The 20,933-nt window shown below is 69.5% G+C and carries 18 protein-coding genes; 8 read left to right on the top strand and 10 right to left on the bottom strand.

Features of this window, described 5'->3' with window-relative positions; all coding sequences use genetic code 11:
• Positions 1-44 precede the first annotated feature (44 nt).
• The 3 genes from FB384_RS16530 to FB384_RS16520 form a co-directional block, all read right to left on the bottom strand.
• Complete coding sequence (locus FB384_RS16530) at positions 45-1,745, bottom strand: glycine/sarcosine N-methyltransferase (RefSeq protein WP_183784091.1); 1,701 nt, start codon at positions 1,743-1,745, stop codon at positions 45-47.
• A gap of 881 nt (positions 1,746-2,626) precedes the next feature.
• Positions 2,627-3,970, bottom strand: coding sequence for an alkaline phosphatase family protein (locus FB384_RS16525; RefSeq protein WP_183784089.1), 1,344 nt, complete (start codon positions 3,968-3,970; stop codon positions 2,627-2,629).
• Complete coding sequence (locus FB384_RS16520; protein ID WP_183784087.1) at positions 3,967-5,655, bottom strand: alkaline phosphatase D family protein; 1,689 nt, start codon at positions 5,653-5,655, stop codon at positions 3,967-3,969. The genes FB384_RS16525 and FB384_RS16520 overlap by 4 nt, the downstream gene beginning before the upstream one ends.
• Before the next feature lie 177 nt (positions 5,656-5,832).
• Between FB384_RS16520 and FB384_RS16515 the strand changes: the two genes are divergently transcribed.
• Positions 5,833-7,539, top strand: coding sequence for a GGDEF domain-containing protein (locus FB384_RS16515; protein WP_183785660.1), 1,707 nt, complete (start codon positions 5,833-5,835; stop codon positions 7,537-7,539).
• Positions 7,540-7,550: 11 nt separating this feature from the next.
• Here the strand turns inward: FB384_RS16515 and FB384_RS16510 are convergent, their stop codons facing one another.
• Positions 7,551-8,504 (bottom strand): hypothetical protein, encoded by a 954-nt coding sequence (locus tag FB384_RS16510; protein WP_183784085.1) that lies wholly within the window; start codon positions 8,502-8,504, stop codon positions 7,551-7,553.
• A 421-nt stretch (positions 8,505-8,925) separates the two neighbouring features.
• Here FB384_RS16510 and FB384_RS16505 point away from each other — a divergent pair, with 421 nt between their 5' ends.
• Together FB384_RS16505 and FB384_RS16500 are read left to right on the top strand one after the other, a co-directional pair.
• Entirely contained in the window at positions 8,926-9,183 is a 258-nt protein-coding gene (locus FB384_RS16505; protein ID WP_183784083.1) for a winged helix-turn-helix domain-containing protein, read from the top strand.
• Positions 9,184-9,291: 108 nt separating this feature from the next.
• On the top strand, positions 9,292-9,681 hold the full coding sequence (locus FB384_RS16500) for a DUF2237 family protein (protein ID WP_183784081.1): 390 nt from the start codon (positions 9,292-9,294) through the stop codon (positions 9,679-9,681).
• Between the two features lie 11 nt (positions 9,682-9,692).
• Here FB384_RS16500 and FB384_RS16495 read toward each other — a convergent pair whose 3' ends face one another.
• Both FB384_RS16495 and FB384_RS16490 read right to left on the bottom strand, forming a co-directional pair.
• A complete protein-coding gene (locus tag FB384_RS16495; RefSeq protein WP_183784080.1) occupies positions 9,693-10,436 on the bottom strand; it encodes a class I SAM-dependent methyltransferase in 744 nt (247 codons plus the stop codon).
• Between the two features lie 273 nt (positions 10,437-10,709).
• Positions 10,710-11,120, bottom strand: coding sequence for an STAS domain-containing protein (locus FB384_RS16490; RefSeq protein ID WP_183784078.1), 411 nt, complete (start codon positions 11,118-11,120; stop codon positions 10,710-10,712).
• A 772-nt stretch (positions 11,121-11,892) separates the two neighbouring features.
• Between FB384_RS16490 and FB384_RS16485 the strand changes: the two genes are divergently transcribed.
• From FB384_RS16485 to FB384_RS16475, 3 genes are all read left to right on the top strand, one after another.
• Entirely contained in the window at positions 11,893-12,717 is an 825-nt protein-coding gene (locus tag FB384_RS16485; RefSeq protein WP_183784076.1) for a PIG-L family deacetylase, read from the top strand.
• A gap of 254 nt (positions 12,718-12,971) precedes the next feature.
• Complete coding sequence (locus FB384_RS16480) at positions 12,972-13,694, top strand: beta-phosphoglucomutase family hydrolase (protein WP_183784074.1); 723 nt, start codon at positions 12,972-12,974, stop codon at positions 13,692-13,694.
• Positions 13,691-16,138: a glycoside hydrolase family 65 protein gene (locus FB384_RS16475; protein ID WP_183784072.1), complete on the top strand. Its 2,448-nt coding sequence runs from the start codon at positions 13,691-13,693 to the stop codon at positions 16,136-16,138. The genes FB384_RS16480 and FB384_RS16475 overlap by 4 nt, the downstream gene beginning before the upstream one ends.
• Here the strand turns inward: FB384_RS16475 and FB384_RS16470 are convergent, their stop codons facing one another.
• The gene (locus FB384_RS16470) at positions 16,139-16,375 is read right to left on the bottom strand and encodes a hypothetical protein (protein ID WP_183784070.1); all 237 of its coding nucleotides are present in this window, start codon (positions 16,373-16,375) and stop codon (positions 16,139-16,141) included.
• 88 nt (positions 16,376-16,463) lie between these two features.
• Here FB384_RS16470 and FB384_RS16465 point away from each other — a divergent pair, with 88 nt between their 5' ends.
• Entirely contained in the window at positions 16,464-16,712 is a 249-nt protein-coding gene (locus FB384_RS16465; RefSeq protein ID WP_183784068.1) for a hypothetical protein, read from the top strand.
• Between the two features lie 21 nt (positions 16,713-16,733).
• Here the strand turns inward: FB384_RS16465 and FB384_RS16460 are convergent, their stop codons facing one another.
• Entirely contained in the window at positions 16,734-18,410 is a 1,677-nt protein-coding gene (locus FB384_RS16460) for a DUF885 domain-containing protein (RefSeq protein WP_183784066.1), read from the bottom strand.
• An 89-nt stretch (positions 18,411-18,499) separates the two neighbouring features.
• Between FB384_RS16460 and FB384_RS16455 the strand changes: the two genes are divergently transcribed.
• Positions 18,500-19,171, top strand: a complete 672-nt coding sequence (locus tag FB384_RS16455) for an AsnC family protein (protein ID WP_183784064.1) — start codon at positions 18,500-18,502, stop codon at positions 19,169-19,171.
• Between the two features lie 91 nt (positions 19,172-19,262).
• Here FB384_RS16455 and FB384_RS16450 read toward each other — a convergent pair whose 3' ends face one another.
• Positions 19,263-20,189, bottom strand: coding sequence for an RluA family pseudouridine synthase (locus FB384_RS16450; RefSeq protein ID WP_183784062.1), 927 nt, complete (start codon positions 20,187-20,189; stop codon positions 19,263-19,265).
• Entirely contained in the window at positions 20,186-20,917 is a 732-nt protein-coding gene (lspA, locus tag FB384_RS16445; RefSeq protein WP_183784061.1) for a signal peptidase II, read from the bottom strand. Before lspA ends, FB384_RS16450 begins: the two co-directional genes overlap by 4 nt.
• Between the last annotated feature and the right edge of the window lie 16 nt (positions 20,918-20,933).

The following is a 20,933-nucleotide window of genomic DNA, read 5'->3' as shown; positions in this document are numbered from 1 at the left end:
GGTCTTACTTGTTCTCGTGAACTTTCTTGCGATGTGGCGCCGGATCACGCCTTGACGTGGAAGATGCCCCACGCGAGGTTGCCGGACTTGCCGCCGGCCACCCAGTTCTTGAGGCCGAGCTTCATGCGGTCGCGGTAGTCCTGGCTGATCGTGCCCGCCAGCTCGTCCTCCCGCTTCTCCAGCTCGGCCAGCACGCGACCGTAGTGGTTCGAGAGCTGGTGGGTGTGGTCGTCGAACTCGACCGACTTCATGCCGAGGCGCGTCAGCTCCTTCTTGTAGAAGCCGGGCGCGCCGAGGCTGTCCAGGTGCAGCCGGTCGAGGATCGGCTGCAGCGACGACGTGTCGCAGTTGTCCGCGGCCATCGGGTCGGTGAAGACCATCTGGCCGTTCGGCTTGAGAACGCGCACGGCCTCCTCGACCACGCGGACACGGTCACCGCTGTGCAGGTAGGCGTCCTGCGACCAGATGACGTCGAACTCGTTGTCGTTGAACGCGAGGTTCTCGAAGTCGCCGTCGACGACGTCGATCAGCTTGGCAAGGCCCGCGTCCTTGTTGAACTGCCGGTTCCGGTCGTTCTCGACCTCGGAAAGGTTCAGGCACGTCACGTGTACACCGTAGGTCTCGGCCAGGTAACGGGCGGCACCCCCATAGCCCGCACCCAGGTCCAGCACCTTCTGACCCTTCTTGAGGTCGAGCTTGTTCGCCATCTGCTCGACCGTGCGGCGGCTGGCCGCAGCGATCTCCTCGTTCTCGGACTGGTAGAGGCCGACGTGGATGTCGGTGCCACCCCAGACGTGGTAGTAGAAGTTGTCCGCGTCCTCGGAGTTGTAGTACTCGCGCGCGGTGTTGACCGCGCTCGAGTAGTTCTCCGTCATCGCGCTCTCCAGGTACTCCTTCGTCGCGACGTGCACGAAGAAGTCCGGCGCGTTGTCGTTGCCGTAGGCCTCCTGGAAGTCGCCGTACGTGTCGACCTTCTGGAAACCGACCTCACGCAGCAGCCGGCGCAGGTAGTTCTTGCGCAGCGGGAACATGTTGAGGTGGTAGAGCGAGCCGTCGGGGAACTCGTAGCGGAAGCGGGCGAGGCCGTCGTCGACGTACTCGGGCTCTGCGCTGACCTGGTCACCGCAGTAGTAGTACGTGTGCTTGCTCGAGAACCCGTCATCGAGGATCGAGTCGTAGTTGCGCTGGTCGATGATCAGGAGGCCGTCGTGCTTGAGCACGGCGTAGAACTCGGCGAGCGCTTTACGCCGGTCGTTCTCGTCGAACAGGTGCGTGAAGGAGTTGCCGAGGCAGACGATCGCGTCGTACTTGCCCTGCACGTCCTTGCTGAGCCAGCGCCAGTCGGAGTGCACGACCTTCAGGACGTAGTCGCCGTACTGCTTGCCGTTCTCGAACGCCTTGGCCAGCATCTCGGCGGCACCGTCGACACTCGTCGTGTCGAAGCCCGCCTCGAGCATGCGCACGGAGTGGAAGCCCGTGCCGGTCGCAGCGTCGAGCACGGACTCGACACCGTGCTTACGGAGCAGGTCGACGAAGAAGCTGCCCTCGCTCTCGTACCGGCCCTTCCAGTCGATCAGCTCGTCCCACTTGTCGACGAAGCCCTCGTTGTACTCCTCGGCGTAGTGGTCGCTCTCCCGAACGGCCAGCGGGTCGGAACCGAACGCCTGGTCGGGATGCGCGTCGGCGCGGCTCTTCTCTGCGACTTCGGCCTGCGCATCGGTGGTGCCAGCCGCTGATTCCTGCATTAGGTTCCCTCCACGTTCGGCGGATCGGTGCTTGATCGTCCGTGGCCGGCTCACCGCAGTCTCGCCTGCACCTCTCGGCGCACATCGGTGCGGAGATACGGCCGCGAACACGTCGGGGAAGGGCACAGAAAAATCCCGGGCCGACGACGCGATGTATCGATCGCGGTTCAAATCAGCCCGCGGCGCGCATTGTGCGCAGCCTGAGTATCGCGCGTCACACCTGACGCGGCCCTTCGCCCCGACTGGGCGGAATTGCGCCGTGATCCGCACTGATCCCGCGCAAACCGCCTGAGCCACAATCTATTCACAAACTCGCCGTTCGATCAATGGGTCCATGGCGTGACGTGAATTTTCACCCCTCGTATACCGCTCGAGCGGGCCGCGACGAGCGGAACAGCGCCGCTCGCCACGGCGCGGCGAGCGGCGTTCTGCCAGGTCGGAGCGCCAATGCGCGCCATGCGCAACCGCGCCTCCGTTACACATCCAAGGGTTTTGTGACCTCCGCAACAAGCCGACACGTTCGGCCGAGCGAGCACTACTCAGGGTGTGTTTGTACGGATATTTCGCCGCAGCTCTAGTCCACGAGCCTGATGAGTGATACGGGATCTAAGTTCGTAGCGTATTCGGCAACGCGTTGCGTATGAATCAACAAGAACACCCTCGCGAAAATCGTGAGATCTCCGCGAGGGTGCTCCGCTGCCTGCGCTCCGGTTGCCAGAATGTTGTACCGTTATCGTTCTGTTACCACCATGACATCGTCATGAAACACTGCAATGTGCACGGACCGCAATTTCGAGGTGTGCGAACAGGCACAATTCCGGTGATCGAGATCATCACTGTCGGCCGATTCGGATTGCGAATCAGAATTTTTATGAGATGGACTACCCTCCCCTTGAAAATAGCGCTTCCCGCCGGACATCGCCGTCGTAGCCGCCCTCGATCGGCGGCAGACCGAGTAGCTCGCCCACGGTGGGCGCCACGTCGACCGTGGTGGCCGGGGCCGACGACATCGCCCCCTTGCGCACTCGCGGATGCCCGCCCGCGATGAAGAACGGGATCGGCTCGGTCGCCGGGTGGCCGTGGTTGCCCGGGATCGGATTCGATATCGGAGTCGGATCCGAGAAGCGCCAGCCCGCCTTGCAGTACACGACCAGGTCTGCGCAGTCCGGCGCGAGCCGCAGCGAGCCGGGCCGATGGACCGACAGCACACCCGGCGTGGCGAGCGCGATCTCGCGCATCCGTGCCACGGCCGCAGCACGGTCGGCCTCGGGACCGGTGAAGGTCAGCAGGTCCGCTCCGCCGTTCTGCGCGATCGCGATCCTGCCGGCCAGCGCCGCATCGGCCTCCAGTGGCGCCTGCAGCGAGATCACCTTGTGACCGTGCGACCAGTCCATCGAATGGTCCGCGATCACCATGACCACGCTCGACTCCCAGCGTCCGCTGCTGCGCAGTTCGTCGACGAACCGGCCGACGTACGCATCCGTCGCACTCAGCGCACCCGCACGCAACAGGCCCAGCGACGTGCCGGTCAGATCCGCATGGCCGACCCTGTCCACGTCACCGAGGTTGACGAACACCAGGTCGGGATCGGTCTCGGCCACCATGGCCGACAGCGCCAGCTTCGTCGCCAGGTCCGGCGCGTGGTCGGTGATCGGGATCAGCGGCTCCGGTTCCCAGCGGACGCTCGCCCGCTCCCCGAAGATCGTGTACAGGTACTCCTTGCTGAGCACGCTTCCGCTCACCCGGCCGGTCTCCGCAACGCGCTCGAGCAGGGTGGGCACCCGGATGTCCGACGGCCGGTCGAGCGTGCGCACCGCGCCTTCCGCACGGTCGTAGACATCGTTGGCAGGCACGCCGGAACGGTCCGGCCGCACGCCGGTCATCATCATCACGTGATTGGGCAACGTCTCCATCACCGGCAGCGCCCGCGCCTGCGGGAAGTTCGTTCCCTCGGCACGCAGCGTGTACAGGTGGGGAGTCGTGTCCGGGGTGATCTCGTCCGGCCGCAGTCCGTCGACGACGAGAACGTAGACGCGCAGCTTCTTCTCCCCCGCGCCACCGGCACCGTGTACTCCTGCCTGCGATGCCGACACCGCCGGCACCCCCGCCGCCGTGGACAGCACGACGGCGGCGCCGGTGGTCGTCGCGACCCGCAGAAACCGGCGCCTCGACACGTCCGTGCCGTCCGATGCCGCCGCGCCGGGCGTAGTGATCTCGTCGTTCATCGCGCCTCCTGCCGTGCCAGTGCCTGCCGGTGCGCGGCCGCGAGCTCGTGTTCCGTCGCGGCCTCGTGTCGCGGGACGATCCCGTCCATCGAGCGCGGAGCCCGCTCGAGCTTGTCGGAGCCCGCAGGTACGCGGTAGGACGCCGTGACCTCGGCAGCGCTGGCAGGGTCGGCGCGATCGGCGAGCCGGAACCAGTCCATACGCACATGCGCGGGCGTGACCTCGAGGACCGAAAAGCCGTGCGAGTCGAAGTCGAGGTACTTCACATGCGGGTTGGCGAGCTTGATGACCGCTTCGACGACCAGCGACAGCGTGCGGGGCGGCAGCTTCAGGTAGTCGTCGAGGTTGTCGCTCGTGACCGAGGTGCAGACCAGTTCGGTCGCGACAGAGTCACCGCTCAACGGATATGTCATCGGGTCGGCAGGTAGATCGGCGGCCCACCCGGAGTGGATATCACCGGTGAGAAACACGGTTCCGGAAACACCGTGGTCGCGCAGCGCCCGCAACACCTCCGCCCGATCGGACGTATAACCGTCCCATTGATCCACATTGTACGGAACGCCCTCGATGGGACCGAGTATCTCTGCGACCGCCTCGAGTTCGCGATTGTTCAATGTGGATGGAAACTGCACGGGCGAGATCATCACAGAATTGCCCACGAGCTTCCACTGCGAGGTAGCGGTCGTGAGTCCGGCCGTGAGCCAGTCCAACTGCTCCTTGCCCGTGATGGTGCGCTCCTCGTCGTGGACGCCCCGGTCGAACGGGTGCGCAACCTGCTCACTGCGATAGGACCGAAGGTCCAGCATGGACAGTTCGGCCAGCGAGCCGAACGTCAGCCTCCGGTACAACTTGCCCCCAGGCTCGTAACGCACCGGCATCCACTCCGCGTACGCCTGCTGGGACACGGCCTTGCGGTCGGCCCACGCGCCCTCGTCCGGCTCGGTGTGGTTCTCGGCGCCACCCGACCACGCGTCGTTGGCCGACTCGTGGTCGTCCCACGTGACCGCGAACGGCGCTGCCGCATGCAGGGCCTGCAACGACGGATCCGTCTTGTACTGCGCATGCCGTCGGCGGTAGTGCTCCAGCGTCGTCATCTCGACCGGCGGATCGTGCCGGCGCGGCGCATCGGACTCGGCGCCGTACTCGTACAGGTAGTCCCCGAGATGGATCACCAGGTCGAGATCACCCCGCTCGGCCAGGTGCCGGTACGCAGCGAACTGCCCGGCCTGCCAGTTCGAGCACGAGACGACGCCGAAGCGCAGGCTCGCCACCGCACTGCCGACGGCGGGGGCCGTGCGGGTACGGCCGACGGGTGAGCTGCTGCCACGCCAGGAGAATCGATAGAAGTACCACGTGTCCGGATCGAGCCCGACCACATCGGCCTTGACCGTGTGATCGCGATCGGGGCCGGTCCGCACATGTCCGCGCGCAGCGATCCGACGGAAACCGGCGTCGTGGGCCACCTCCCAGCCCACGAGCGACTCCTCTCCCCTGCCCGAACCGGGTGTGGCGCCTGCTGACGGGGTCAGGCGCGTCCACAGCAGCACACTGTCGGGCAGCGGGTCCCCCGAGGCCACCCCGTGCCGGAACGGCTGCTCGGCGCCGGCCGCGACCGCAGGCCCGGCAAGTGTGACGCCACCCACAGCAGCGAGCGAACCCGTTCGCAGCACCTGTCTTCTGTTCATCGTGTTCACGCTGGCACCCTTGCCGAAGGCACACGTTCGTGTCACGGGGCGCAGCCGGTTCGTTCAGCAAGATTTCGCCCGGACGAACAGGGACCGACGCTCGCGTGTGACCGTCATGGTTGATGGACTCAGCACGCTTGTGTGAGTATCGGACAACTGCTCGCTGAGTCGGTCCGGATGCCCCCGGATTCGGACGGACAGGAGTCGGTGTTGAACCAGGTTCAATTCGCCTTCCAACCGCTCTACAGCCTGCACACCGGCAGTGCGGTGGCTGTGGAAGCACTGGCCCGCCCTGCCGCGGGCCGCATAAGCGAACTGCTTGAATCAGCCATGCGCCTCGGCAGGCTGGTTCAAGCCGACACGGGCCTCGCGGCCCGTGCGATCCATGAGGCCGAACACCAGGCCATGCGACTGCCGCTGCACCTCAACATCACGGCACTGACGGCCGCCTCCCCCTCGTCCTCACTGGAACCGCTCCTCACCGCGTTACAGGAGACCGGACGCCGACCCCACGAGGTCGTCTTCGAAGTCGGCCCGCCCTTCCACACAGCCCCGCCCGCCGCCCTGCTCGACGGACTGAACCGGCTCACCGCACACGGCTTCCGACTCGCCTTCGACGGACTCGGCGCCGCCGACCTGCCACTCAATCTGCTCGCCGAGTCCCAGACCGACATGGTGAAGCTGGACCGCAGTTCACTCCGCCGGCTGCCGGACGACACCCCGACGGCCGCGTTGACCGAGGCGCTCGTGCACTTCGCCGACCGCACCGGTGTCCGGCTCGTCGCGACCGGCATCGAATCCGAGGACCAGCTGGACATGGTCCGCGGCCTCGGGATCGGCCTCGTCCAGGGAAACCTGTTCGCTCCGGCAGGACCCGGCTCCGTCCCCGCCGGCGCCATCGCCCCCGCCCACCAGGGCCGCGACGTGTACCCGTCCGGCGGCACACCCGCGATCAAGGACTTCCTCCGTCCTGCCAGGACCGTCGCCGCCGACGCCACGTGCGACGAAGTGCGCACGGTCCTCGTCGACGACGTCGCACTCAGCGGCCTCGTCGGCGTCGACGCCGACGGCAGGCCGCGCTGGTCGATCGACCGCACCCGGTTCCTGCTCGCCGTCACCGGCCCGTTCGGCCACGCGCTCCACGCGCACCGCCCGGCACAGCGGCTCGCCGACCCGCCGCACGTGATCCGGAACTCGGCGTCCGCACTCGAGGTGCTCGATCTCGTCAGCGACAGCCCGTCGGGGCGCGCCTCGGACGACGTGGTCGTCATCGACGAATCGGGCCGCTGTCAGGGCGTGGTGCTGATGCACGAGCTCGTTCGCGGCATGGCCGAGGCCAAGGTGGAGCAGGCCGCGGCCCTGAACCCGCTGACCCGCCTGCCCGGCAGTGACGCCGTGGCGAGGGACGTCGACCGTCGCCTCGCCGCGAACGAATCGCTCGTCGTCGGCTGGCTGGACATCGACTCGTTCAAGACGATCAACGACACGGCCGGTTTCGCCGCGGGGGACGACGTCATCCGCGCGATCGGGCGGGCGCTCACGCGCCTCGCGACCGACCTGGGCGGCGTGACCGTCAGCCACGTCGGCGGCGACGACTTTCTCATCTCGTGCGGGCCGGACACGATCCGCCCGCTCGCCGACGCGATGCTGGACACCCACTGGTCGGCGGACGGCATGCCGGTCACCGTGTCGTTGTCCACGCTGTGGTGCCTGCGACGGTCGGTCGAGTCCTACGGCGAGATCTCCCGGCTGCTGGCGCCGTTGAAGAAGCACGCCAAGAACCTCGCGGGATCGAGCTGGGTGTGCGGCAAGCCGGGCACGGACCACGTCGAGGTGTTGCGCGGCACGCCCGGCGGCTCCGGGGCATCGGCGTCCGCGGTCTGAGGGTTCACCCGTCACCGATCCGTGCCGGGCGCATCGCCCTCTGCATGGCCCGCCACGGCACACCGGACCCGGCCACCAGCCGGCACCGGCCGACCGGACACGAGGCCGAACTCGGCGCGCACCTCCCTCGCAGCCGCCAGGCACACCGAGGCAAGGGCGACGGGCTCTCCCGGATCGCCGAGGCCCGCCTCGACCGCATCGAAGTCGTCCCACAACGCGTCGATCACGCGCGGACCGGCATCGCAGGCCGGATGGACCAGGCGCCCCTCCCCGGGGTCACGCCTGCCGTCCTGCGGTTCGATCCGGGTGACGGCCGCTGCCGGCGCACCTCGCGTGTCGACGATCGTCGCCGCCAGCTCGGCGGCCCTGGCGGGAGCATCCCCCGGGCCCGCCAAGAAGGAGACCCGCTGCCACACCTGCCAGCACGGGCCCGGCATGGACGTCTGCGGCAGCGTCCGGCGTACACCGCGGCCCGCCAGTTCGAGCGCCGCGGCGTGATCGGCGGACTGCGCACGTTCCGCGTCCCGGCGAGGCACGTCCGGACCGCACGGTAGACCCCCCACGAGAGTCTCGTACTCCGGTCCGGACGACGGATGCGGGCCGCCGTGCAGGCGCCCGTCCACGGCGGCGTCCACCGATCCCGGCGGACTCCACCGGACCGGACCTGCCACCGAACAGAGCCGCCGGGCATGGCCGGTGCGGTGGTACGGGTGCGCCAACGTCACGAGCCGAAAGGTCGCGTCCTCGACGTCCCGTGCCGTCGTTCGCACCAGCAGCTCCGCACACCACAACCGCACGGTGCGGCCTCGCCGCCGCGCCTCCCAGGCCTCGACGTCCAGCGCCTCCTGACGACGCCTCCACTCGTCGCCGTCCTCCTCGTACGGACCGGGTTCGGCGCCACGGAGACGCGCCTCCCCGACGGCCACCGCCGTCCACGGCAGATCGGCCCTGCCACTGATGCCCACGATCGGCTCCCCCGTTCCCTGACGTCCTCCGCCGCGCACCGCGCCCGCTGAAACCGCACAGTGACGACGCTGGACAGCTCGTGACGCTGGGCAACTCGTGACCCTGGGCAGTTCATGACACTGGGCAGTTCATGACACTGGGCAGTTCATGACGCTGGACAGCGTCGACACCTGCCCAGAGCCGACGGTGCATCGGTGTGATGTTGTGCCGACCCGGGACGCGCGGCCCCAATCCGGCATTCAGTGCGTCAACGCTGGTGAGCGGCCCGCGACGCGCGCTGATGGCGGGAAAACTAGCACGGAACGGGACAGCCGCGCTACAGCGCGTTGCACAATGGTGTGACGCGGACCGACGCCGACCGACGCGGTGTGCCGCGTTCCACAACTTCGTGCAGCTCGGGACCGTTCTAATGTCGAGGTCATGAGCGGTCCCGCACCACGCAAGTACAACCCGGACAACAAGACCGGATACGAATACGAGCTGCTGGCCGAACACCTCGCCGGACTCATCGCCAGCGGCGAATGGACCCCTGGCAGGCGCATGCCAGGTGAGCGGTCCCTGGCCGAGGAGTACGGCGTCGCTCTCGACACCGTCCGCAAGGCCACCCGCATCCTGCGCGAGCGCGGCCTCGTGCAGACCTTGAAGTCGAAGGGCACGTTCATCGCCCATCCCGACTGAACCGCCGTCGCCGGCTGCCGCCGCCGAAACCTACAACGGGCGCATCGACCGCACCCGAATCCGGCCGACCGCTGTCGGTGCGGCCACCGAACGTGTCACCGTGGAACCATGAGCGAGCGCAACATTCTCGGCGACGAGCTCGAACCGTGCGGTAAGGACCCGCTGACCGGCTACTACCGCACCGGATGCTGCGAGACGGGCGACGACGATCCGGGTAATCATTCGGTCTGCGCCGTGGTGACGACCGAGTTCCTCACCCAGCAGCGGGCAATGGGCAACGACCTCACGACGGCACGCCCCGAGTTCGGCTTCCCCGGCCTCACTCCGGGAGACCGGTGGTGCGTCTGCGCCGACCGCTGGCTCCAGGCACACGAGGCCGGCGCCGCTCCGCCGGTCGTACTGGCCGCGACCCACGAACGGGCCGCCGAGGTCATCCCGCTCGACGTGCTCCGCGACCACGCGGTGGACGTCCCGGCCGACCCGAGCAGCCTGCTCTGACGCCGGGCCCGTCAGGCGCGCTCGGGTCCCGGCTTCTCGGCGAGCACCCGCGCGACGGGCGCCGTCGTCTCGGCCTCGACGACGGTCATGCCGTGAGCCCGCAACGTGGCCGCGATGGCCCGGTGACCCGGCATCCGCAGTCCGGCGAGGCCCGCCGCCGCGGCGACGGCACCCGCGCCCGGCCCGGCGTATCCCGGTTGCAGGACCGCGATCCGGCCACCGGGTGCGACGACCCTGGCGCATTCGGCCAGCGCCGTCTCCTGATCATGCACGAGTTGCAGCACCATCAGGCACGTCACGGCGTCGACGCTCGCATCCCGCAGCGGCAGGTCCGTGACGTCGGCCCTCAGGAACCCGACGTTGGCCCCGGAATGGGCCTCAGCCGCGCGTCGCAGCATCGACCGTGACACGTCGACACCGATCGCGAGTCCCCGGCGGCCGACATCACGTCCCAGCTCCGCGGTCACGGTGCCGGGCCCGCATCCGACGTCGAGCGCCGTCCCGCCCTCCGGCAAGTGCAACCGCTCGGCCGGCGGCCGCAGCCGCGCGACAACCTTCCTGGCGAATGCCTGCACCGGTTCGTAGACGGCCGTGCCCGCGCGCGATTCCCACAGCGACTGCACCGGACCACTCGGCTGCGGCTCCTCGGCGCCCAGCAGGTCGAGGTAGCCGTCCTGCAGCGGCGCGGCCGCCGGCTCGGTGGTCAGCAGTGGAAGTGCGCGGCGCAGGGCGTCGGGCAGCGCAGTGGTGTCCATGCGCGCGACCGTACTGGGCCCGTGGCGCCCCGGCACTCCATCGACCGAGTGGGGCGGCAGGTGAATACCGAACGACCCGTGATCACCGTTCAACAGTAGTTCGCCGGTCGGAAGCCGGAATGACACCGGGAATTCACTCCCCGGGTGCGGCTGACGTCGAGCTCCGCCTCCATCGGTGACCGAGCCGGAGAGTCCGGTTCACACCGGCCGCGACCGACGACGCCCGCCCAGCCGTCCGAACCTCCGTCGACGCCGGCCGCGACCGACCGCGACTTATGCCGACATCGACCTGCTGGGCATGCGCACCGCGTCGACCGCGGGTGGGACGTCACGGTAGACCGGAAGTTGCCGCTCCAGACCGGTCACCTCGATCGGACGCAGGACCGGCCGTGCCGCGGCGAGCGCCCACGGAATGTTCCGCGACCGCGCATCGGCTCCGGTCTGCAACAGCAGAGACAATCCCGCCGCGCTCAAGTAGCTCGTCTCAGTGAAATCGAGAACCAGAGCCCGCACACTCCGTAATTGACGTTCGAAGCAGGGACGCAACAGGGAAACACCGAGCAGGTCGATCTCTCCCAGCACGTGCGTCACCACCAACCCGCCACTCCGAGGTTCGATCACCACTTCGACCCCGGTGGCCGAGATCGTGCCCGCGCCGAATCTTGCGCCGACGACCGTCTCCATGAAATTCCCTCCCCCGGATTCCATACTCTGTTGTCCCGCCCCGACGTCGGAACCCCGGATCGGTGCCCCGCAACACCACAGCACCGCAACACCGCCGCAGCGCCGCAGCACCCGACGCTCCGTCACTCGGTGACACCTGCCGTCTCGGTGACACCTGCCGTTCAGTGCCACCCGCCGTTCGGCGACGCCCCGTCGTTCGGTGAACCCCGCCGTCCGTGACGTCCGCCGTTCCCGTGGCTCGTCGTCGACCCGCGGCCCGCCGGACTCACCGGAGGATCACGCCACATCCCGCGATATGACGAGTACCCGCAGCGGCGAACAAATCGGAGCCGACCGTCCGCGATCTCACCTGCCCCGAGCCGAATTCACTCGGCGAAACCCGCTGCGAATCGGCGAAACTGTCACCAATCGCCGTCACCAATCGACGATGCGTCAACGGCCCCGACGCCGCTGCGGAAAACGGTACGCCCGTCGCAAACGAACTTCAATACCCGACCTCACCCGGCATTGGCTTGTCCTTAATGGACATCATCTGGAAAGTAACTCACGAACTTCATTCGTTCTACGATTAATCGCCGAATGCGAATGCGGCACTTCCGAGCGTCCACCACAGTCGGACCTCGTTCACGCACCCGCGGCGCATCTCCGACACGGCCCGTCACTGCGGCACGGTGACCACACCACTCTCGCCGCGACCGTCGCCCCACCCGGCCGTCGCCGCACCCGGCCGTCGCCGCAACCGGCGCGGACCCGAACGGCTACGGTCGTTTCCATGGCGACGCTGGTGACTTTTCACGCGCATCCGGACGACGAGTGCATCACGTGCGGCGGCGTGATGCGCATGGCAGCCGACCAAGGGCACCGGGTCGTGCTCGTGGTCGCCACGCGGGGTGAACTCGGCGAGGTGACCGACGGCGTGCTCGAACCGGGGGAACCGCTGTGGCGACGGCGGGTCGCCGAGACCCACGCCGCCGCCGACATCCTCGGCGCCGCCCGCGTCGAGTTTCTCGGCTACACCGACTCCGGCATGATGGGCGAGCCCTCCAACGACGAACCGGGCACCTTCTGGCAGGCCGACGTGACCGAGGCCGCGCAGCAGCTGGCCGACCTCCTCCGGGAAGAGGCCGCCGACGTCCTCACCGTCTACGACTCGCACGGCGGCTACGGCCATCCCGACCACATCCAGGTGCACCGGGTGGGCATGCGCGCGGCGGAGCTCGCCGGCACGCCACGCGTCTACGAGGCCACGCAGAACCGCGACCACATGGTCAGGGGACTCGCACAGCTGGCCGACAACCCGGAACTCGCGGGCATCGAACTGCCGGATCTCGACGACGCTCCCGAGTTCGGCAGCCCCGAATCGGTCCTCACCGCGGCGGTCGACGTGACCCCGTATCTGAACGCCAAGCGCGCGGCTATGCGGGCGCACGCCAGTCAGATCGCCGAACAGTCGTTCTTCCTCGCCATGCCCGATGAGGCGTTCGGGTTCGCTTTCGGCACCGAGTGGTTCATCCGGGCGGGCGGCGGGCCGGGAATCACCGAGAGCGACCTCATGGCGGGGCTGGACGTCACGGCCGGAGCGGAAACGTCCGGGTGAACTCACCGTCGCCACGGGCATGAGCGACCCGGCCGTCTCGCGGGTAACGCGGCGCCTCCGCGCGCACGGACCGGTCACCGCCGAGTGCGGCCACGGCCGGGTCGGCTCCCACCGGCTCACGGACGAGACCATGCCGAGGTGATCCACCGGGTTCGTCCGCGCCGGTGAGCCCGATCAGCTCGGCCCGATCAACGTTGACCCGCGAGCGCTGTGCAGATGGCAGGGTGACGACGAGCCCACTAGCGTGGAGGCACATGATCGGCCTTCCCGCGACGATCACCGCCTGCCTGTTCGATCTCGACGGCGTGCTCACCAGCACGGCGTCCCTGCACCGGGCCGCATGGAAGCGCACGTTCGACGAGGTGCTCGCCCGCCACGGGGACACGCCCTTCACCGACGAGGACTACGCCACCTACGTCGACGGGCGGCCACGGCTCGACGGTGTGCGTGCGTTCCTCGCCTCACGCAGCCTCGACCCGCCGGAGGGCGGTCCGGACGACCCGCCGGATGCGGAGACGGTCCACGGCATCGGCACCCGCAAGAACGACCTGGTCATGCGGCTCATCGACGAGACGGGCGTGACCCCGTTCCCGGGCTCGGTGCGGTATCTGACTGCCGTGCGGGAGGCAGGCCTCGCGATCGGCGTCGTCACGTCGTCGGCGAACGCGGTCCACGTGCTGGGCGCCGCGGGCCTGGACGGGTACGTGCAGGCCCGCGTCGACGGCGTGACGATCGCCGGCGAAGGTCTGCGCGGCAAACCCGCGCCCGATTCGTTCCTCGTCTGTGCCCGGCAGCTGGGAGTCGCACCCGAGGCCGCCGCCGTGTTCGAGGACGCGCTCGCCGGGGTCGAAGCGGGCCGAACCGGCGGCTTCGGCCACGTCGTCGGCGTCGACCGGGCCGGACAGCCAGCCGCGCTGCGCGAACACGGCGCCGACGTGGTCGTAGCCGACCTCGCCGACCTGCTGGAGGTGCCATGACCGGAACACGAGGTTACGAATGCTCGCCGTGGCAGCTGCTGTGGCGGGGTCTCGACCTGAAGGGGCTCACCCAGACCGAATCGACGTTCGCACTGTCCAACGGGCACATCGGCCTGCGCGCGACACTCGAGGAGGCCGAGCCGCGCGGCAGGCCCGGGACGTATCTGAACGGGTTCTACGAGGAACACCCGCTGCCCTACGCCGAGGCGGGGTACGGCTACCCGGAGGCAGGCCAGACGGTCGTCAACGTCACCGACGGCAAGATCATCCGCCTGCTCGTCGAGGACGAGCCACTCGACCTGCGCTACGGCCACACCACGGCACACCACCGCGTGCTCGACTTCCGCTCCGGCACGCTGCGGCGGGAGACGGAGTGGACCTCGCCGACGGGCAGGCGGGTGCGCGTGCGCAGCGAACGCCTGGTGTCGTTCTCGCAACGAGCGGTGGTGGCGATCCGGTACGAGGTCGAACCCCTCGACGGCGAGATGCAGCTCGTGGCGCAGTCCGACCTGCTGACGAACGAACCGATCGAAGCCGAGACCGGCGATCCCCGGGTCGCCGCCGCCCTGGAGGCACCGCTGCACTGCGAGTACATGACCGCAGCCGACTACGGTGCGGTGCTGATCCACCGGACGAGCCGGTCCGACCTGCGCATGGCCGCGGCGATGGACCACGAGATCGGGGCTCCCAACGGCACCGGCCTTCGCACCGACATCGCCGTCGAGGACGATCTCGCCCGGTTGACGGTCGCCGTCAACGTCGCCGAGGGCGGGAAACTCCAGCTGACGAAGTACCTCGGCTACGGCTGGTCGGCACAGCGTTCGATCCCGGCGCTGCGTTCCCAGGTGGACGCGGCACTGGCCGGGGCGCGTCAGACCGGGTGGGAAGGCCTGCTTGCTGAACAGCGGCAGTTCCTCGACGACTTCTGGACCTCGGCGGACGTCGAGCTCGAGGGCGATCCGGAGCTGCAACAGGCGCTGCGATTCGCGCTGTTCCACGTGCTGCAGGCCGGCGCCCGCGGCGAGAGCCGCGCCATCCCCGGCAAGGGACTGACGGGCCCCGGATACGACGGGCACGCGTTCTGGGACAGCGAAACGTTCGTCGCACAGGCCCTCACCTACACGTTGCCCGGCGCCGCCGGGGACGCACTGCGCTGGCGACACTCCACATTGGATAAGGCGCGTAGCCGCGCGCAGCAACTGGGGCTGCGCGGATCGGCGTTCCCCTGGCGTTCGATAAACGGGGACGAGTGTTCGGCGTACTGGCCGGCCGGCACGGCGGCGTTCCACGTCAACGCCGACATCGCCGACGCCGTGGCCCGCTACCTCGCCGCCACGGGTGACACCGAGTTCGAACGTGATCACGGCACGGAACTGCTGGCCGAGACCGCTCGGCTGTGGGTGTCGCTCGGCCACCACGATCCGCACGGCGGGTTCCGCATCGACGGCGTCACCGGGCCCGACGAGTATTCGGCCATTGTGGACAACAACGTCTACACGAATCTGATGGCGCAGCGGAACCTGTTCGAGGCCGCCGCATCGTGCAACCGCCAGCCGGACGTCGCCGCCCGCCTGTCGGTGACCGAGCACGAGATCAAGGCGTGGCTTGCGGCGGCCAGGGCGATGCTCGTGCCCTACGACGACCTGCTCGACGTACACCCGCAGTCCGAACGGTTCACCGAACACGCGCGCTGGAACTTCCAGGCGACGCCGGCGTCGGCCTACCCGCTGCTGCTGCACTTCCCGTACTTCGACCTGTACCGCAAGCAGGTGGTCAAGCAGGCGGACCTGGTTCTGGCCATGCACCTGCGCGGCGACGCGTTCACCGACGAGGAGAAGCGGCGCAACTTCGCCTACTACGAGGCACTCACCGTGCGGGACTCGTCGTTGTCGGCCGCCACACAGGCGGTGCTGGCGGCCGAGTGCGGCCATTCCGACCTGGCCTACGACTACCTGGCCGAGGCGGCGCTCGTCGACCTGCGCGACGTCCACGGCAACGTACGCAACGGCCTGCACATCGCGTCCCTCGCGGGCGCGTGGATCGCGCTCGTCGCAGGGTTCGGCGGCATGCGCGACCACGACGGCGAGCTGTCGTTCCGGCCCCGACTGCCGCGCGACCTCGACTTCATCGCCTTCCACGTGTGTTTCCGGCAGGCGCGGTTCCGGGTCGAGGTCAGGAAGGACGAGGTGACGTACACACTCACCGACGGCGGACCGGTGTCGCTGCGCCATTACGGCGACACGGTGACGCTGGTGGCGGAGCCGGTGACGTTGCCGTTGCCCGAACCGCCCGACCTGCCGCGTCCGGCACAGCCCGAAGGCCGCGCGCCGCAGCGGCGTCGGCCGCGGCCGGGAACCGGTGCGGCTGCCGCCGCCGCTGCCCCTGCCTCGGTCGCGCAGGGCACGGTGACCGGCGCGGAGGACGGCAGGGTCAGCGGCCGCTGACTAGTCGGGGGGCTCGACCGCCCCGGCATCCGGGTTGACGTCGTCGTTTCCCTGCAGCTCTCGGCGCTGCCGGCCGGGCAGTCCGGTGTCGACCTCGTCGCGGTTCGGCGGTTCCGGCACGTCCTCGGTGCCGCCACCGGCATCCGGATGCGGCGGCACGGGTACGTCCGGGGACAGCGGCGGTGGCTCGGCCGGCCCCTCTGTCGTCGGCTCGTCGGGATTGCGCTGATCGCCCATACCCCGAGGTGTACCCGCAACGCCGCGACCCTGTCGACGTCACCGACACGGGCCGCGGCCGCGGCTCGCAGCGACTATCCTGCGCGCCATGGGGAAACGTCGTCAGCGGATGTGGCCGCCGTGCCAGTGCGGCGAGGCGTCGTCGCACTCGGAGCAGATGCCGGCCTGTGGCCGCGCCACCTGTCTGCGCCGCTGGTGGACGCTGGTCGGCATGCCGTCGTTGCTCGCACTCGCCGCCCTGGTCACGGCGGGAATGCTGCTCGGCTCCGACCAGACCCGCAGCTGCCCCGACGGCATGATCGACAAGGGCGCCGGCATCTGCGTCGACGCCGGCTGAGACCGCGAAGGGACCCGCCGACTACGAGGCCGCCACCTCGGTCGCTCCCGCCCATGCGGATACGACCCCGTCGAGTACCGACAGCGGCATCGCACCGCCGCCCAGCACCACGTCGTGGAACGCCCGGATGTCGAAGGCCTCCCCCAGCGTCTCCTCGGCCTTCGCACGCACCCGCTCGATCTCCAGCCTGCCCACCATGTACGCCAGCGCCTGGCCGGGCCAGTTGATGTACCGGTCGACCTCCGAGACGATCTCCACCTCCGGCATGGGCGTGTTCTCCAGCAGGTAGTCGATCGCCTGCTGCCTGCTCCAGCCCTTCGCGTGCAGCCCCGTGTCCACGACGAGCCTGCCCGCGCGCATCGAGTCGTTGCTCAGCATGCCGAGTAGCGTCACGTCACCGGAGTACAGGCCCATCTCGTGCGCCAGTCGTTCCGCGTACAGGCCCCAACCCTCGGTGTAGGCGTTGAAGTCACCGAGCCTGCGCAGCAGTGGCAGGTCCGTGAGCCCCAGCGCGCGGCTGATCTGGAAGTGGTGACCGGGAACGGCCTCGTGGAAGGCGGTGGCCTCGACGGTGTGCCGGAACCGCTCCTCGGCCTGGTACGTGTTGGCGAAGTACATGCCGGGACGTGACCCGTCGGTCGCGGGCGAGAGGTAGTACGCGGGCGCCGACCCCGGGGCCTCCGCCTCGGGTACGGCCTCCACCACACACTGCTCCGACGGGATCGTGCCGAACCACTCCGGCGTGGCCCGCTCGGCGCGGGCCACCGCCTCCCGGGAAGCCTCCAGCAGTTCGTCCCCGCTGTTCCAGCGCAGTTCCTTGTCGGTGCGCAACCGCCGGAAGATCTCCTGCAGATCGCCGGTGCCGAAGACCCGCCCACCGATCTCGCGGTACTCCTCGGCCAGCTCACCGATCAACCGCAGCCCCGTCTCGTGCAACTCGTCGGCGGTGCGATCGGTCGTCGTGTGCACGCGCGCCAGCGAACGGTAGATCGTCTCCCCGCCGGGCACGTGGCACACGCCGGACTCCTCGTCGGGCCTGCCGCGGGGCAGGATCTCGGTTTCCAGCACATCGCGGTACCGGCGGAACGCGGGCCGGACGCGTTCGGCGAGGATCTGCTCCCGCTCGGCGGCGAAGTCGGGCGCGTCGGCGGGCGCCTCCTGGCGCAGCAACGGGTCGGCGCCCGAGTCGGCCAGATAGCGGTCGATGTGGGCGATCGCGTTCCGCACGCCACGGGCGACCGGCCTGCGTCCCGCGGCGATCCCCGTGCGATGCCGTTCGGCGGCCTCCTCCAGGAAACCGGGGACCGCGCGGAGTCTGTCGAGCTGCGCGGCGGCCTGCCCCACCGTGGCGACGGGCGTCATCGGCAGCAGCATCAACACCCCCGTGGCCGGCGCCTGGAATCCGTCGCTGACACAGAACTCGACGGTCTTCGCGTCGAGGCTCTCGAGGCGAGCCTGCGCCGCCGCGATCAGCACGTCCCTCGTCGTACTGCTCTCACCCGACAACCGCGCCGGGTCGATCGCCTTCGCCCGAGTGACGATGTCGGTCAGGGCCCGCCACTGCCGCTGCTCGGCCTCCTCCCCGAGGTCCTCCAGCCCCGATCGCTCGGGATCGATCCCGAGAATCGCCGGCATCAGCGGGTCCACGTCGAACATCAGGTCCATGTACTCATCAGCGAGCGCCACGACGTCATCCATGGGCGACGAGGATAACGGCTGTCGCGCGTTCCGGCTGCCCGTTTCGACTGCGCCCGGCGGCCGTGGCCGGTCACGGTATCGTCGGTGGCGTGTCCGTCACCGATCCCGCTGACGCACGGCTGCTGCAGGTCGTCGCCGACCTGGGCAGGGCGTCGGTCGTCGACATCGCGTCGCGTGCCGGCATGGATCCGCGCGAGGTCGCTCAGCGACTGCTGGCACTCTCGGCGACGGGCCTACCGTTGCAGGTCGGTGTCGAAGCCGACGGCAACCGGTTACGCGCCGCACTCGCGGCCGCGCCAGCGTCCCCGAACACCAACCCGCCGAACATCACCGCACCGGGTTCCGGGCCTGTACCGGGTTCCGGGGCAGCGCCGGGTTTCGGGGCCGCCGCACCGCAGGGCAGGCCCGCGTATCCGGAGCGGCAGGGGCGGCCGGGTCCGTCGGTGCCGCCTCCGGCCGGCCCTCCTACTCCGAGCGGACCTCTCCCCGCGGGCCCGCCGTATCCGGCCCCGCCCACCGCACAACCGCCCACTCCACAACCGCCCACTTCACCACCGCCCACTTCACCACCGGGCACGGCTTCACCACCGGGCACGGCCGCGCCGGACACGGCACCACCGCCGCCCACCGAGTCGCCAGCGGCACCGCCACCCGCCGCCGAGCCCGCCGAAGCGGACGAGTCCCGGCAGGCGATCGACCCGGTGATCAGCACATGGGGACCGCCGCAGAGCGCGTCGTGGACACGCCACGACGACGCCTGACCACCGCGCCGGCGGCGGGCGATGACCTCGTGCCACACGTTCCGCCTCAGGCCTGCGCGGTACCGGGCCCGTGTCGTCGGCCCCGACGTCGTCAGGATTCGGCGCGCAGGATCTCCAGCGCGTGAGCCAGATCGTCCGGATAGTCGCTCGTGAACTCGACCCACCGGCCGTCCGCCGGGTGGGCGAAGCCGAGGGCCCGTGCGTGCAGCCACTGGCGCGTCACGCCGAGCCTGCGCGCCAGCGCGGGATCCGCACCGTAGGTCGCATCGCCCACACACGGGTGCCGCAGTGCGGAGAAGTGCACGCGGATCTGGTGCGTCCGGCCTGTCTCCAGCTTGACGTCGGCCAGCGACGCCGCGCGGAACGCCTCGATCACTTCGTAGTGCGTCACCGAGGGCCGCCCGCCCTGCACGACCGCGAACTTGTAGTCGCGGGTCGGATGACGGTCGATGGGCGCGTCGATCGTGCCGCGCATCGGATCCGGATGGCCCTGCACCAGCGCGTGGTAGCGCTTCTCGACGGTGCGCTCCTTGAACGCACGCTTGAGCACCGTGTAGGCGTGCTCGCTCTTGGCCACGACCATCGTGCCGGTCGTGCCCGCGTCGAGGCGGTGCACCACGCCCTGCCGCTCCGCCCCTCCCGACGTGGAGATCCGCAGTCCTGCGGCGGCGAGACCGCCGATGACGGTCGGGCCCTCCCAGCCGGGACTCGGGTGCACGGCGACACCGACCGGTTTGTCGACCACGACGATGTCGTCGTCCTCGTGCAGCACCTTCAGCCCGTCGACCGGCTCGGCCACGACCTGCGGCGGCTCCTCCGGTTCGGGAAGGGTGACCTCGAGGAGTCCGCCCGCGACCAGCCGGTCCGACTTGCCTGCGGGCACGCCGTCGAGGAGCACGTCGCCCTTGCCCGCGAGCTCCGCCACCACCGTGCGCGACAGGCCGAGCAGCTTGGCCAGCCCCGCGTCGACGCGCATGCCGTCGAGCCCGTCCGGCACGGGCAGCATCCGGGCGCTCATGCCTCGTCCTCCGGGTTCGTCCGCCCGGCAGTGCCGGACCGCGATCCGTCCGCCGGTTCGGCTGCCGCGGTCCCGGTTGCGGTCCCCGACGGTGCGTCGACGTCGGAACCGGTGTCGGGAGCGGCCGCTGCACCATCGTCGTCGGCGTCGCCGGTGTTCTTCTTCGGCCCGCGGGTGATCGCGCCGTCGTAGTCGCGGCCGAGGACCGACAACACCACGATCAGGACCGCGCCGACCGTGATGGCCGAATCGGCCGCGTTGAACACCGGGAAGTACCGGCCGTCGGGGCCGAACACGGAAAGGAAGTCGACCACGTGCCCGTGCATCGGCGCGGGGGCACGGAACACCCGATCGGTCAGATTGCCCAGCGCACCGGCGAGTACGAGGCCGAGACCGATCGCCCAGCCGGTCGAACGCAGCTTCCTGGCGAACCAGATGATCACACCCACGACCGCGAGGGCGACCAGCGCGAGGATCCACGTGCCCCCGAAGTCCATCCCGAACGCGGCGTAAGGGTTACGGATGAGCTGCAGGTAGACGATGCCACCGAGGATGCGGACCGGCTCTTCGCCTTCCAGCGCGGTGGTCGCCGCGACCTTCGTGCCGAGGTCGATCAGGTAGGCGACCAGGGCCACGGACGCGAGCAGCACGACGTACCGGGCCGGTCGACCGCCGGTGCCCGCCGGTTCGCCGGACGTGGCGGTCTCGGGTTCACGCTCGGTGTTCACCGGTCCATTGTCCACC

The organism is Prauserella sediminis (assembly GCF_014195435.1).
Taxonomy (GTDB): domain Bacteria; phylum Actinomycetota; class Actinomycetes; order Mycobacteriales; family Pseudonocardiaceae; genus Prauserella; species Prauserella salsuginis.
Note: the sequence above shows the minus strand (reverse complement) of the source record. Positions and strands in the feature narration are given on the sequence as shown.

Excerpts from the sequence above, each read along its gene's own strand:
- FB384_RS16530 (WP_183784091.1), bottom strand. The coding sequence starts at position 1,745 with ATGCAGGAATCAGCGGCTGGCACCACCGATGCGCAGGCCGAAGTCGCA.
- FB384_RS16525 (WP_183784089.1), bottom strand. The coding sequence starts at position 3,970 with ATGAACGACGAGATCACTACGCCCGGCGCGGCGGCATCGGACGGCACG.
- FB384_RS16520 (WP_183784087.1), bottom strand. The coding sequence starts at position 5,655 with ATGAACAGAAGACAGGTGCTGCGAACGGGTTCGCTCGCTGCTGTGGGT.
- FB384_RS16515 (WP_183785660.1), top strand. The coding sequence starts at position 5,833 with ATGCCCCCGGATTCGGACGGACAGGAGTCGGTGTTGAACCAGGTTCAA.
- FB384_RS16505 (WP_183784083.1), top strand. The coding sequence starts at position 8,926 with ATGAGCGGTCCCGCACCACGCAAGTACAACCCGGACAACAAGACCGGA.
- FB384_RS16500 (WP_183784081.1), top strand. The coding sequence starts at position 9,292 with ATGAGCGAGCGCAACATTCTCGGCGACGAGCTCGAACCGTGCGGTAAG.
- FB384_RS16495 (WP_183784080.1), bottom strand. The coding sequence starts at position 10,436 with ATGGACACCACTGCGCTGCCCGACGCCCTGCGCCGCGCACTTCCACTG.
- FB384_RS16490 (WP_183784078.1), bottom strand. The coding sequence starts at position 11,120 with ATGGAGACGGTCGTCGGCGCAAGATTCGGCGCGGGCACGATCTCGGCC.
- FB384_RS16485 (WP_183784076.1), top strand. The coding sequence starts at position 11,893 with ATGGCGACGCTGGTGACTTTTCACGCGCATCCGGACGACGAGTGCATC.
- FB384_RS16480 (WP_183784074.1), top strand. The coding sequence starts at position 12,972 with ATGATCGGCCTTCCCGCGACGATCACCGCCTGCCTGTTCGATCTCGAC.
- FB384_RS16475 (WP_183784072.1), top strand. The coding sequence starts at position 13,691 with ATGACCGGAACACGAGGTTACGAATGCTCGCCGTGGCAGCTGCTGTGG.
- FB384_RS16470 (WP_183784070.1), bottom strand. The coding sequence starts at position 16,375 with ATGGGCGATCAGCGCAATCCCGACGAGCCGACGACAGAGGGGCCGGCC.
- FB384_RS16465 (WP_183784068.1), top strand. The coding sequence starts at position 16,464 with ATGGGGAAACGTCGTCAGCGGATGTGGCCGCCGTGCCAGTGCGGCGAG.
- FB384_RS16460 (WP_183784066.1), bottom strand. The coding sequence starts at position 18,410 with ATGGATGACGTCGTGGCGCTCGCTGATGAGTACATGGACCTGATGTTC.
- FB384_RS16450 (WP_183784062.1), bottom strand. The coding sequence starts at position 20,189 with ATGAGCGCCCGGATGCTGCCCGTGCCGGACGGGCTCGACGGCATGCGC.